This window comes from Pseudomonas sp. NPDC088429 (assembly GCF_044753305.1).
GTDB classification, from domain to species: domain Bacteria; phylum Pseudomonadota; class Gammaproteobacteria; order Pseudomonadales; family Pseudomonadaceae; genus Aquipseudomonas; species Aquipseudomonas rustica.
Genome location: NZ_JBIVMX010000001.1, coordinates 81,793 through 93,857, shown reverse-complemented (window position 1 = coordinate 93,857; position 12,065 = coordinate 81,793). Strand labels below are relative to the sequence as shown.

Below are 12,065 nucleotides of genomic sequence, written 5' to 3'. Positions count from 1 at the left end.
GCGTGATGCTGCTGCAAGGTTGTTACGAGGGTTCCAACGATGCTCCCAACAAGGAAGGCGACAAGAGCAAAGCGTCATTGCAAATACAGCAGGACAAGCCTGAAGACAGTAAATGAACCCGATGGGTGAGGGAGCAATCTCCCTCACCCTCTATCGGTTTAGCGGCTGGAATTAGAGGTCGCGCCATGGGTGATGTGCTTGGGCCCCGCCAACGCCCAGGCAATCAAACCGAACAACGGCACAAACACGATCAGCACGATCCACACGCCCTTGGTACTCGATTTCCCCTCGCTTTTGCGCACCCGATTGATGGCCCAAAGCTCGATAAGCAGAAGAACTGCCGCCAGTACGATCCACACGGTTTCGATATGCATTGGCTACCTCCTGATGGTCTATGCGTTAGGTGGCAAGAGGTGCGTTGGGTTCATTTATTTTGTGGAATGCCTGATCACACGGTCGACTCCAGCGCAGCGTGGTCGCTGACCACGCTTGCCCGCGCGTGTTGAAAGCGCAAAAAATCCTCGACCGGCATCGCTTTGCCAAACAGCCAGCCCTGACCGAAGTGCACACCATTGGCGCGCAAGTAATCCCGTTGTGCCTCGGTTTCGATGCCTTCGGCGACGATCTTCAATTGCAGACTCTTGGCCATCTCAATGATGTGGCCGGTGACCGATCCGGTCGCGGCATCCTGATCAATGTTGTCGACGAACGACTTGTCGATTTTCAGCACGTCCAGCGGCAGCCGTTGCAGGTGTTGCAGGCTGGAGAAGCCTGTGCCGAAGTCGTCTATCGCCGCCAGATAACCCAGCTCGCGGGCGTGATTGACCGTGGTACGAGCGGCGTCGATGTCGAGGAAACCGCGTTCGGTGGCTTCCAGCCAGATCTGATTCTGCTGCACACCAGCCTTGTGCAGCGCAGCCTCCAGCCCGGGCAGGAAGCGCCCGCTGCTGACGTCCCTGGCGGCGAGGTTGATCGCCACATGCAGGCCGCGCTCCTTGACCAGCAAGGGGCCGATGTCGCGCATCACCGAATCGATGACTTGATCGGTGATTGGCAGAATCAGGCCACTGCGTTCGGCCAGCGGGATGAACGCGTCGGGGCAGACCATCGAACCGTCGGGATGCTGCCAGCGCAACAGGGCTTCGGCACCGACACAGGCGCCATCGCTGAGGCTGACAATCGGTTGATAGTGAACGACGAATTCGCGATTACGCACCGCCAGTTTCAGCTCGGCCAGCGGCGACAGGCGTTGGCGTGTGCGGCGCGCAATCAGCAACACCAGCAGGCCGGCGAGCAAACCGCCGATGGGCAACAGCAGCATTTCCCGGCGAACCAGTCCTTGCATCAACTCATGCCGGGAGATCGCGGCAATCGCCACCCAGTCACCGCTGTGCACGAGGGTGTAGAGGTAACCTCCGTCCAGAGCCGAATGCGAACCCGAGTGCACGCGGCTGAGAAAATGCTCCGCTCCCGGTCGCGAGGCGCTGACCAACTGGCCCGCTGCGGTGCCGACCGTCAGGTGCATATCCTCTTCGAGCATCACATGAAGAAATTGTGCGGGGTCGACCAGCACATTGAACGCCGCGTATTGCAGCGCCATCATCGGCTTGGCCGGGACGATGCGTGACTGCACACCGAGCGACACGCGCACGCCGTCGGTGGTGGTGAAGTCCTCCGGCCATGGCGTTGCGTGGTGACCGACCGGGCCCCAGGAACCGCAGGCGTAAATCTCTTGCTCGACATAACCGACCGACTTCACTGAAAAGGTGTTGATGGTCAGCAGGCGCATCTCGTCGATGCTCTCGGGTGTGCAGGGCGACAGGCTTGAGCCGGCGATGGTTTTGAGGGCGCTGGCGGCTTCGTTGAAGGTGCCGCTGGCCCGACTGGAGGCGACGGCCGCGAGGGTTTCCAGACGTTGTTGCGCGGCGTGCAGATTGAGCACCCAGGCCAGATAACCCATCAACAATACGGGAAGCAAGACACACGGAAACCCCAGGAGAATGCTCCCCCAGACGATGCGTTTTTTGTTCATTTGTCGCCACCTTGGCCCAAGGCCTGTGACGTGCGCACAGCACGGCTGTCTTCCAGCAAAGACAGATTACGGCGGCGCTGGCGGGCAAATATTGCTGTGGATCAAAAAGTCAGCTGAATGGATAAAGCCGTGCAGAAACACTGCGCACGCTGCGGGTTTTCCGCCATCTTTCGAAATAGCTACTAAGGTTTAAAGCTGTATTCACCACGCAAGACTCCGGTGGTGCCGTCAGTCGCCTGCCACGGGGGAAAACGCTGGACAAGGAGGTTTTCATGCAAAGCGCTTGTGTGCATCCATTCAGCGGGCATGCCCCGCACTTTCTTCGCAGTGCCTTGCTGGTCGCCATGGCCAATGCCCTGACCCTGACCGATGCTCACGCCGCCTGTGGCCCGCTGGCTGCTGGCGCCTATAACGTCTCGCAAACCTGCACGCCGGCCGCCGGTGTCGCCGCTGCGATCAGCACGCAAGCGGGCACGAGCATCACCACCACGGCTGGCTCCTCGGTGCTCGTTCGCGGCAACAACAGCAACTCGGCGCTCAGCCTCAGCGGCACGACCGTCAACAGCACACCACCGACCGCCGCCAACGCAGTGTTTTCCAATGTCATCGGCACGACCGGCAACGCGACGCTGACCGTCGACGGCGGCACCAACACCGTCAACATCGGCGGCAGCGGCCTCGATGCGCTGGCGATCACCAATGCCGGCGCGGGTTCTTCGACGGTCACGGTGACGTCCGGCACCACCCTGAACATCCTCAACACGGTCGTCGGCAACGAGCATGACGGCATCGACGTCAACGGCAGCGGCGGCGGGGCGATCAATGTCAGCCACCAGGGCAATGGGCAGATCACCCTGCTGGGCGGTAACGGAATCTGGACGAAGGCCACGGGCAGCGGCGACAACAACGTCAACGTCGGTGCCGGGGTGAATATTCTGGTGAACAACGATGATGCGCTGTCGGCTGGTCTGCCGATCATCGACGACACCTTGCCGACCGCTGGCGTCGGCAACCACGCCGGGGTGCATACCCGCGCGATCAATGGCAACACCACCGTGGTGAATGCGGCCAGTGTTCAGGGACTGGGCATGAACGCCTTCGGCATCTTCACTGAAGGCGGCGCTGGCAACACGCTTCTGAGCAACAGTGGCACGATCAATACCGACGGCCTCAACGGCTTCGGCATTCGTGCGATTTCGACCGTTGGCAGTATCAATGTCGTCAACAACGGCGCCATCACTACCACTGGCGGCGGTGGCCACGGGATTTACGCCAACGACAATACTGGTGGGCTGGGTTCGATCAGTATCGAAAACAATGCGCCGATCAACGTCGGCAACATCGCCAGTAATGTCGGTGCGCGGGCGATCTATATCATCAAGCGCGGTACCGGCGATGTCACCGTCACGGGCAGTGGCGATCTCACCGTGCTCGGCGCGCAGAGCACCAATCGTGCTTACGGCATCATCGTCAGCGCCGAACAGAATAATGTGCTGATCGATTACTCCGGCAACATCACCGCCAGCGGTTTTGGCGCGGGCGGCATTCGGGTGGACTCAACGGGGGGCAACGTCCGGGTCAACTATTCTGGCGATCGAATCGAAACCTTCAACAGCAATGCCAACGGTATTTACGCCACGACTCAAGCCCCGACAGGAACCGTAGACATCGCCGCCAGCGGCACGATCATCACGCACTCCGACGCGGGGACGGGCGACGGCAGTGGCATTGGCTCCTTTGGTTTGCAGGCGCTGACGCTGGGCGGAAATGTCAGCGCGGTGTTCACCGGCACGCTGATTGACGTCAACGGGGCTGGCGCGGCGATTCTGGCCGGTAGCGCGTTCAACGGCGGCACGGGTGCGGGCACGGTGAATATCAGCAATAGCGGGCAACTGATCGCTCGCGGTGATCAGCAGCGTGGCATTCGCACCTTGTCCGGCGATGGTACGCAAACCATCGTCAACACCGGCTCGATTCAAACGCAGGGCGCCAGCAACAGTCAGGGGATTCTGGCTGAAGCGTCGGGTGCGGCGAATGTTTCGGTCACGAACAGCGGAGCGATCACCTCGCGAGGGACGAATTCATCGGGCATCGCCGTGTTGACCGTGGGCGGCGTTGCCAACGTCAGCAACAGCGCAACGATTCAGGGGGGCTGGGCCGACAGCAGCGGTATCGCCTTGGGTGGTGCGACGCAATCGCTGAACAACACAGGCGTGATCGGAGCGCTCAGCGATGTCGCGGTGCGTGGCGATGCGACCACGCCCGGCACGACATTTACCCTCGACAACATTGGGCAGATGACCGGCTCGGTGAACGCAGTGAGTGCGGCGAGCACGGTGGCCAACAGCGGCACCTGGACGCTGCGCAATTTTACCGATTCAACCGGCAGCGGCACGCGGGACACGTGGGGAGTGGCGGCCAGCAACCTCGGTACTTCGGGTGCCAACAGTATCGACAACAGCGGCGTGATCCGTCTGGCAGAGCAACCGGCAAACGGCATCGTTAATTTCAATAGCAGTGGTGCGTATCTGCCGTTTGGGCAGACGTTCAACACGCCGACTGCGGGCGGTGCGGTGCAGGGGCAGTTGCTCGGTGTTAATCGCTTCACCAACAGCGGCACCCTCGATCTTCCGGGCGGCGGCAACACCGTCGGTAATGTGTTGCTGATCAGCGGCGCATCCACGCCAGGCACTAACGGTGGCGGGTTGTTCGTCTCCAATGGCGGTCGCTTGCTGCTCAACACCACGCTGAATGCGGGAGGTGCCGACAGCCGTTCTGACATGTTGGTGGTCGACTCGATCGCGACCAGCAGCGGCGGCGCCACGGGGCTTGCGGTGCGCAATGTCGGCGGGCAGGGCGCGGTGACGCAGGGCAACGGTATCGCGGTGGTCGAGGCGCTCAACAACAGCGCCGGGGCCGGTGATGCCAACGCGTTTCGCCTGGCCAGCCGCGTGGTCGCCGGGCCGTATGAGTATCGCCTGCAGCAGGGCGGCGATGATGGCAGTGCGCGCAACAGCTGGTTTCTGCGTTCCGATGCGCCCGTGCCGGATGGGCCGCCAGAGCCGCCTGCGCCTCCGACGCCTCCAGATCCGGATCCAACGCCCGATCCCGACCCGACGCCAGACCCCGATCCAACACCTGCACCTTCACCTGCCCCGGTGCCCAACTATCGCCCGGAAGTTTCTCTGTACGGTGCGGTACCCGCATTGGCGCTGGTTTACGGGCGGACGATGGTCGACACCCTGCACGAGCGCGTGGGCGAAGAACGCCTGAACGCCGGCGATCCACTGCCCAAGGAAGATGAATCGACGACGACACCGTCCATGGGCTGGGGCCGGGTGATTTATCGCAGCGGCAAGCAGGATGGCGATCGCAAAAACGCCTTGGGCAACACGCCTGAATACAACTATGACCTGACGGCATTTCAGGTCGGCACTGACCTTTATCGCAAGGTCAGAACTGACGGCAGTCATGAGCAGGCCGGTATCTCGCTGTCGGCGGGCACCATCGACGCGGGCGTCAGCCATTACACCCGTCGCAACGCCGGGGAAGACACCTTGCGTGCTTATGGTTTGGGCGCCTACTGGACGCACTTCGGCCCGTCGGGCTGGTATCTGGATGGTGTGTTCCAGGTCAATCGCTTCGACGTTGAAGCCAAGCCTACCAACCTGCCGAAACTGAAAACCCGGGGCTGGGGCTACACCGCTTCGCTGGAGAACGGCTACCCGTATGAGTTCGACAAAAACTGGTACATCGAACCGCAATTGCAGGCGATCTACAGCTACGTCGACCTCGATAGCAGCGACGACGCCGGCGCAAAAATCCGCTTCCGCGACGTCGACTCATTGATTGGCCGCGCGGGTGTGCGCATCGCCAAGGATTGGGACACCGAAGGCGTCGACAAAAGCGCACGGCGCACCAATGCGTGGATTCGACCCAGTGTCTGGCATGAATTCAAAGGGCAGCCGAAGACCGAGTTTTCTTCGGAGACGGGTTACATCCCGTTCGAGTCGGATATTCAGGGCACGTGGGGCGAGGTGAATGTCGGGGTGGACTATCAGGCGAATCGGCGCACGACGTTTACCGCTTCGGCGGGGTATCGCCAAGGGTTTGATGGCGACAGTCATGGGTATGACGCGATGCTGGGGTTCAAGATTAATTTTTAGCGTACACCCACTGTGGGAGAGGGCTTGCTCGCGAAAGCGGTCGTCCTGCAACAATGATGCTGAACGTGCTATCGCCTTCGCGGGCAAGCCCGGCTCCCACGGGGGGCTGCGTCGTACACAAAATCCGCCTACACCACATAACTGTAGGAGCTGAGCTTGCTCGCGAAAGCGGTGTGTCTGCTACGGAGGTGTCGAGCCTGCCGCCGTTATCGCGGGCAAGCCCGGCTCCCACAGGATCCTGCGTCGTACGCAAAGTCGGGCTGCTTCACAAAACTGTAGGAGCCGAGCTTGCTCGCGAAAGCGGTGTGTCTGCCACGGAGGTGTCGAGCCTGCCGCCGTCATCGCGGGCAAGCCCGGCGCCCACAGGGGGCTGCGTCGTACACAAAGTCCGGCTCCACCACATAACGGTAGGAGCTGAGCTTGCTCGCGAAAGCGGTGTGTCTGCCACGGAGGTGTCGAGCCTGCCTCCGTCTTCGCGGGCAAGCCCGGCTCCCACAGGGTGCTGCGTCGTACACAAAGTCCGGCTCCACCACATAACGATAGGAGCTGAGCTTGCTCGCGAAAGCGGTGTGTCTGCCACGGAGGTGTCGAGCCTGCCGCCGTCATCGCGGGCAAGCCCGGCTCCCACAGGATGCTGCGTCGTTCACAAAATCCGGCTACACCACAAAACTGTAGGAGCTGAGCTTGCTCGCGAAAGCGGTAGACCTGCCACAGAGGTACCGAACCTAGACCGCATCTGGCGGCGCGGGCGCTGTGATCAGCCCTTGTACGGCAGATTGCGCATGGTCACCAGCGCCGTGGCGCAAAGCGTTTCCTTGCCATCCTTGACGGCAAACAGATCAGCCGCCGCCACGGTGGTGTTGTTCGACGCATTGATCACCCGCCCTCGGGCGAGCAACTTTTCACCGTCGGCCGGTGCGATCAATTTCACTGTGAAATCCGTGGTCATGTTGATCCAGCCCGGCGGCAGCAATGTGCCCGCCGCCGAACCACCGGCAAAGTCTGCCAGCGCTCCAATGATTCCGCCCTGGAAAAAGCCGTTGTGCTGAGTGAGTTCTTTGCGCGTCGGCTGCTCGATTTCACAGTGACCCGGTTTCAGGTAATTGAAGTGAAAACCCAGCAGTTTTGCCGCCGGCATGCTGAGCACAGCGGCGGGCACGTGCTTGTCGTAATCGGGGTTGCTGGCGGTGAAATCTTCCATGGTATTGATCCTTGTCGTCACATGAGTCACTGGGTATAGCGGCTCAGCGGCAGAAACCAAGGTTTGTGCGGGTTAATAAGGCTTTTGAATATCCTTCGATAACGCGATGCGGTGGGTTACGCCTGCGTTGAAGGCTTTGAGGAAACGCCGTTCGTGATCGGCACTGGGCAACAGGCAGGTGTCGTACTTGCCGAACAGTCGATAGCGATTCAGCGCGACACGGTCGTAGGCCCAATCGCGCAACACACGCGGGAAGATGCGCAACAGCCTTAGCGGTTGCCAGCGCCCGGGCAATTGGCTGATGACTTCGAAAAACGCCTCCGAACGCTCCCAGTAGTGCCGGTCACGAATCACTGCCATCGTGTCGAACTGATCAATCGGCAACCCCGCCCACGCCAGCAGCGCCTGACCCTCGGGCGATTGCACCGCCGCCAGCCGCACGCGGCGTTGCTGATCATGACGAATCAAGAAACGCGCCCAGCCGTTGCACAGTTTGCACACGCCATCGAACAGCACCACGGTTTCACCGGGTTGCAGCAAGGGCGCTGGGGTAGGGCGGGTTTCTGTGGCGGGCATAGGGGCTGATTCTTGGCAGAGGGGCACGTCGGATCATAGCCGGGTGTTGGGTGAATCAAAAGATCGTAGCCTTCGGCAGCTCCTACATGGATCGGCATCTAACCCTTTGGGGGTACTCCCTCAGCGTGATAGGAAGTTTCGCCACGATCCGCATACTGGTCGCACCTTTGACAAAGCCTTGCTTCCTGGCCAGGACGCTATTTTCCGAAAGGTCTGACAATGAAACTAGAACTCGTACAGCTGGCAGGACGCGATGGCGACGTCGCGCACAATCTGCAACGCATTCTGCAAACGATCGCCGATTGCCAGCCGGGCACCGACATCGTGGTGTTTCCCGAGGCGTACCTCACCGGTTTTCTTGGCCATGACAACATTGCCCAACTCGCTGAAAACCTCAGCGGGCCAAACGTGAAGACAATTTGCACCGCCGCCCGCGAACGCGATATCGCGGTGGTGGTTGGCCTGATCGAACGCGACGGCGAGCGCCTCTACAATACGACGCTGTTCATCACCCCAGAAGGCATTGCCCTGAGTTATCGCAAAACCCATCTATGGGTTGGCGAGCCTGAACTGGTGTTGCCCGGCGACCGCTTCGCCACCGTGCAATGGCGGGGCGTGCGCATCGGGTTGTTGATTTGCTACGACATCGAGTTCCCGGAAAGCGCCTGCGCACTGGCCGCGCTCGGCGCCGAACTGATCCTGATCACCGACGGCAACATGCAGCCTTACGGCCACGTTCACCACACCGCCGTGGCCGCCCGAGCTCAGGAAAATCAGCTGTTCGCCGCCATGGTCAATCGCGTCGGCGATGGCGTTGGCGAAGTGTTTGCCGGCGGCAGCACCGTCGTCGATCCGTTCGGCCAGCGTCTGTTCGAAGCTGGCGCGGAGGAATGCCGGCATGTCATCGAACTGGACATGACGCGCATCGCCACGGCCCGCGCGCTCTACGACTATCGCGCCGAGAAACGTTTGAAGCTCGCCGCTGACATCACCGAACACCCGGACGGTCGCCGCGAGCTGCTGATCCCCTGAACCTTGCGCTATCCATAACAACAATGTCGCGGCGAACGGCCAAGCGCTGGCCGATTCCCCAGGAGCTCCTATGAAACTCAAGCGTTTGCTGCACCTTGGCGTGTTCACCGTTTGCGGCTTGGTGGCGGCCGTCAGTTCGGCGCAGGGCCCCACGGTGAACTTCTACAACTGGTACGACTTTATCGCGCCGGAAGCGCCAAAAGACTTCGAGAAAGAAACCGGCACACCGATGCTGCTCGACACCTTCGACAGCGCCGACGTCATGCAGAGCAAATTGATGGTCGGCCGCAGCGGCTACGACGTCGCTGTGGTGACCAACAGCGCGTTGCCCAACCTGATCAAGGCCGGCGTCTTGAAGGAACTCGACAACAGCCAGTTGAGCAATCGCACGAACCTTGATCCGGACATTCTCGCCAAAGTCGCGCAAAACGATCCCGGCAACCGCTACTCGATCCCGTATCTGTGGGGCACCACGGGGATTGGTTATGACGTCGATCAGGTAAAGAAAATCTTCGGCGACGAGACGCCAGCGGATTCCTGGGATCTGATCTTCAAGGAAGAAAACATCAAGAAGCTCAGCCAGTGCGGCGTGGCGATGCTCGACTCGCCGAGCGAGATCATCCCGATCACCTTGCACTACCTCGGCCTGCCGCCGGACAGCACCAACCCCGCCGACTACGAAAAAGCCGAAGCGCTGCTGCTGAAGATCCGCCCGTACATCACCTATTTCGACTCGTCACGCTTCATCACCGATCTGGCCAACGGCAACATCTGCGCGGTGGTCGCCTGGTCGGGCGGCGTGTACGACGCGAAAACCAGCGCCGAGCGGGCGAAGAATGGCCGACAACTGGCCTATCGCATTCCGCGCGAAGGCTCGTCGGTGTGGATTGAAAACCTCGTCCTGCTCAAAGACGCGCCTCACCCGGAGCAGGGCATGCAATTCATCAATTACATGCTGCGCCCCGAGGTCATCGCGAAAAGCACGAACTACCTGAGCTATCCGAATGGCAACAAAACGGCGCTGGCCTTCGTCAATGAGAACCTGCGGAACAATCCGGACATCTATCCGCCGGCCGCGACACTGGCGACGCTTTTTCCTTCGCAGCCATTGCCGCTGAAGATTGAACGGGTGCGTACGCGGGTGTGGAGCAAAGTTAAAAGCGGCACTTAAGGCTCGTCATGTGGTGAGGGAGCAGACTCCCTCACCACCGTTACTGTGTTGTCCTTTGAGTCGCGGGATGGTTGGCGATGCCCTCTACATTGGCGGCGCTGTCCGCGATCCGCGCCGTGATCCACTCACGACTGTACGCCAGCACACTCTGCGCAAACGCTGTCGGAAAGTGAATGAAACCGTGCGGCGAGGATGGCAGCAGGTACACCTCGACCGGCGCCGATTTGATCCAGCGTTCAGCGATGTCGAGCGTGTCGTCACGCAGAGGATCCAGTTCACCGGCAAACAGCAACGCCGGCGGCATGCCGCTGAAATCGCCATAGAGCGGTGAAAGTGGCGGCTGACGCCGTTGTTCATCGGTCATGTCCGGCGTCAGCATGCGCAGCGCTTCAACCATCCCCGGCCCGTCCAGCACCAGCGTATCTGCCCGCGCATTGCGCACACTCGGCGTTCCCGTCAGGTCGTAAACGCCGTAGTACAACAGCGCCCCGCAGATTCGTTGCAGCAATGGCGGTGACTGTTTCAGTGCCAGCAAAGTCGCTGCCGCCAGATGACCGCCCGCCGATTCGCCGACGACGATAACCGGCAGGTCGGCAAACTCGTCCTCATTGAGCAACCAGCGCGCGGCGTTTAGACAATCCTCGAGCAGGCCTTCAATCGGCGTCGACACGGCCAGACGATAATCGACCGACACCACCGCGACGTCGCAGGTGTTGACCATGGCGATGTTGAAGTTGTCGTTCATCTGCGCGTTGCCGATGACCCAACCGCCGCCATGAAAATCCAGCACCACACCTTTCGGCTGGCCTTTGGGGCGGATGATCCGAACCGGCACCGCGCCGCTGCCACTGCTAATCATTCTTCGCTCAGCCGTCAGGCCGTGCTGACGCAATTGCTTCGCGCCGCCACCCACCTGACTGACCCGCAACAACGCCTGAATCAGCCGCGGCGTGAATCGATTACGAATGCGAAAACGCGGCAACCAGGCGAGTTTTTTATTGAAGGCGCGCACCTCCGCCAACTCCCGCTCGCCCTGCGGCCACGGTGCTTTCCGCGTCGACCTGAACCCGCCCATCAACGGTTATTACGCAGAATGGAGAAATTCAGCGCCGCCGCCACGCACAACCACACGAGGTACGGAAACAGGATCAACCCAGTGATCACATCCAGCCGCAACGCCATCACCACCATTGCCGCCACCACCAGCCACAGCAACGCCAGAATCACCATCGCGGCCAACACTTGATGCGCGCCGAAGAACACCGGCGTCCACAGCGTATTCAAGGCAATCTGCGCCGCCCACAACGCCAAAACCACCTGACTGCCAGGAATCAGCGTCAAGCGATAACCGGCCCAGGCCAGCAACAGATAAATCACCGTCCAGGCCAGCGGAAATGCCCAGTTGGGCGGGGTGAAACGCGGTTTGTTCAGCGACGCATACCATTCGCCCGGTTTGAAAATCACGCCGGTGGTTGCCGCCGCCGCGCAGGCCAGAAGAAAAATGAACAGAGTCATCGCCAGTCCTTAGCTGTGATCAGCTGGTTAGGGGAGGAGGGCCGAGTTGGCCGTGTTAGAGAGAAGACGCCTGGCGCGGCGAAAAGTTTGGAATTGTCTGCGGTTCAAGCACTGGCGGGTCAGCTACGCTCAGCGCAGCAGCGAATTTTGGCGAGGATAAAATGGACTTCATCCTGGATTTGATAGCTCACCGCATCGGCGTGTTTGTGCTGAGATTGCTCAGCGGTGGCCGCTTCAAGGGCGAGAGTGGATTTGCGTGGGGCTGGGCGGTGGCGGTGGGCGGGGTGATTCTGATCGCGCCATTCGTGGCGTTTATCGCGTTGCTCATTCATTACAGTGGCCCGTAGCGTTTGTCGGCTACGGGCCATTCAC

General features: G+C 60.8%; 10 protein-coding genes. 4 read left to right on the top strand and 6 right to left on the bottom strand.

Annotation, left to right across the window (positions count from 1 at the left end):
• Positions 1-158: 158 nt before the first annotated feature.
• Together ACIP66_RS00460 and ACIP66_RS00455 are read right to left on the bottom strand one after the other, a co-directional pair.
• Positions 159-374 carry a PLD nuclease N-terminal domain-containing protein gene (locus ACIP66_RS00460; RefSeq protein ID WP_053119696.1) on the bottom strand — a complete coding sequence of 72 codons (216 nt, stop codon included), beginning with the start codon at positions 372-374 and terminating at the stop codon, positions 159-161.
• A 74-nt stretch (positions 375-448) separates the two neighbouring features.
• Positions 449-2,032, bottom strand: coding sequence for an EAL domain-containing protein (locus tag ACIP66_RS00455; protein WP_400644326.1), 1,584 nt, complete (start codon positions 2,030-2,032; stop codon positions 449-451).
• Between the two features lie 272 nt (positions 2,033-2,304).
• On the opposite strand from ACIP66_RS00455, the gene ACIP66_RS00450 reads away from it, so the two are divergent.
• The gene (locus tag ACIP66_RS00450; protein WP_400644323.1) at positions 2,305-6,198 is read left to right on the top strand and encodes an autotransporter outer membrane beta-barrel domain-containing protein; all 3,894 of its coding nucleotides are present in this window, start codon (positions 2,305-2,307) and stop codon (positions 6,196-6,198) included.
• A gap of 757 nt (positions 6,199-6,955) precedes the next feature.
• Here ACIP66_RS00450 and ACIP66_RS00445 read toward each other — a convergent pair.
• Both ACIP66_RS00445 and ACIP66_RS00440 read right to left on the bottom strand, forming a co-directional pair.
• Positions 6,956-7,399, bottom strand: coding sequence for a PaaI family thioesterase (locus tag ACIP66_RS00445; RefSeq protein ID WP_053119755.1), 444 nt, complete (start codon positions 7,397-7,399; stop codon positions 6,956-6,958).
• 72 nt (positions 7,400-7,471) lie between these two features.
• Positions 7,472-7,975, bottom strand: coding sequence for a thiol-disulfide oxidoreductase DCC family protein (locus ACIP66_RS00440; RefSeq protein ID WP_400644320.1), 504 nt, complete (start codon positions 7,973-7,975; stop codon positions 7,472-7,474).
• A gap of 219 nt (positions 7,976-8,194) precedes the next feature.
• Between ACIP66_RS00440 and ACIP66_RS00435 the strand changes: the two genes are divergently transcribed.
• Positions 8,195-9,007: a carbon-nitrogen hydrolase family protein gene (locus ACIP66_RS00435; protein WP_400644318.1), complete on the top strand. Its 813-nt coding sequence runs from the start codon at positions 8,195-8,197 to the stop codon at positions 9,005-9,007.
• A 70-nt stretch (positions 9,008-9,077) separates the two neighbouring features.
• Positions 9,078-10,178, top strand: coding sequence for a polyamine ABC transporter substrate-binding protein (locus tag ACIP66_RS00430; RefSeq protein ID WP_159811389.1), 1,101 nt, complete (start codon positions 9,078-9,080; stop codon positions 10,176-10,178).
• Positions 10,179-10,218: 40 nt separating this feature from the next.
• Here the strand turns inward: ACIP66_RS00430 and ACIP66_RS00425 are convergent, their stop codons facing one another.
• Both ACIP66_RS00425 and ACIP66_RS00420 read right to left on the bottom strand, forming a co-directional pair.
• The gene (locus ACIP66_RS00425) at positions 10,219-11,253 is read right to left on the bottom strand and encodes an alpha/beta hydrolase (RefSeq protein ID WP_400644314.1); all 1,035 of its coding nucleotides are present in this window, start codon (positions 11,251-11,253) and stop codon (positions 10,219-10,221) included.
• On the bottom strand, positions 11,253-11,693 hold the full coding sequence (locus tag ACIP66_RS00420) for a TspO/MBR family protein (protein WP_400644312.1): 441 nt from the start codon (positions 11,691-11,693) through the stop codon (positions 11,253-11,255). Before ACIP66_RS00420 ends, ACIP66_RS00425 begins: the two co-directional genes overlap by 1 nt.
• A 161-nt stretch (positions 11,694-11,854) precedes the next feature.
• Between ACIP66_RS00420 and ACIP66_RS00415 the strand changes: the two genes are divergently transcribed.
• Positions 11,855-12,040, top strand: coding sequence for a hypothetical protein (locus ACIP66_RS00415; protein WP_053119766.1), 186 nt, complete (start codon positions 11,855-11,857; stop codon positions 12,038-12,040).
• The last annotated feature ends 25 nt before the right edge of the window (positions 12,041-12,065 follow it).

Coding starts and splice junctions, on each gene's coding strand:
- ACIP66_RS00455 (WP_400644326.1), bottom strand. CDS start 2,032: ATGAACAAAAAACGCATCGTCTGGGGGAGCATTCTCCTGGGGTTTCCG.
- ACIP66_RS00425 (WP_400644314.1), bottom strand. CDS start 11,253: ATGGGCGGGTTCAGGTCGACGCGGAAAGCACCGTGGCCGCAGGGCGAG.
- ACIP66_RS00435 (WP_400644318.1), top strand. CDS start 8,195: ATGAAACTAGAACTCGTACAGCTGGCAGGACGCGATGGCGACGTCGCG.
- ACIP66_RS00440 (WP_400644320.1), bottom strand. CDS start 7,975: ATGCCCGCCACAGAAACCCGCCCTACCCCAGCGCCCTTGCTGCAACCC.
- ACIP66_RS00420 (WP_400644312.1), bottom strand. CDS start 11,693: ATGACTCTGTTCATTTTTCTTCTGGCCTGCGCGGCGGCGGCAACCACC.
- ACIP66_RS00460 (WP_053119696.1), bottom strand. CDS start 374: ATGCATATCGAAACCGTGTGGATCGTACTGGCGGCAGTTCTTCTGCTT.
- ACIP66_RS00445 (WP_053119755.1), bottom strand. CDS start 7,399: ATGGAAGATTTCACCGCCAGCAACCCCGATTACGACAAGCACGTGCCC.
- ACIP66_RS00430 (WP_159811389.1), top strand. CDS start 9,078: ATGAAACTCAAGCGTTTGCTGCACCTTGGCGTGTTCACCGTTTGCGGC.
- ACIP66_RS00415 (WP_053119766.1), top strand. CDS start 11,855: ATGGACTTCATCCTGGATTTGATAGCTCACCGCATCGGCGTGTTTGTG.
- ACIP66_RS00450 (WP_400644323.1), top strand. CDS start 2,305: ATGCAAAGCGCTTGTGTGCATCCATTCAGCGGGCATGCCCCGCACTTT.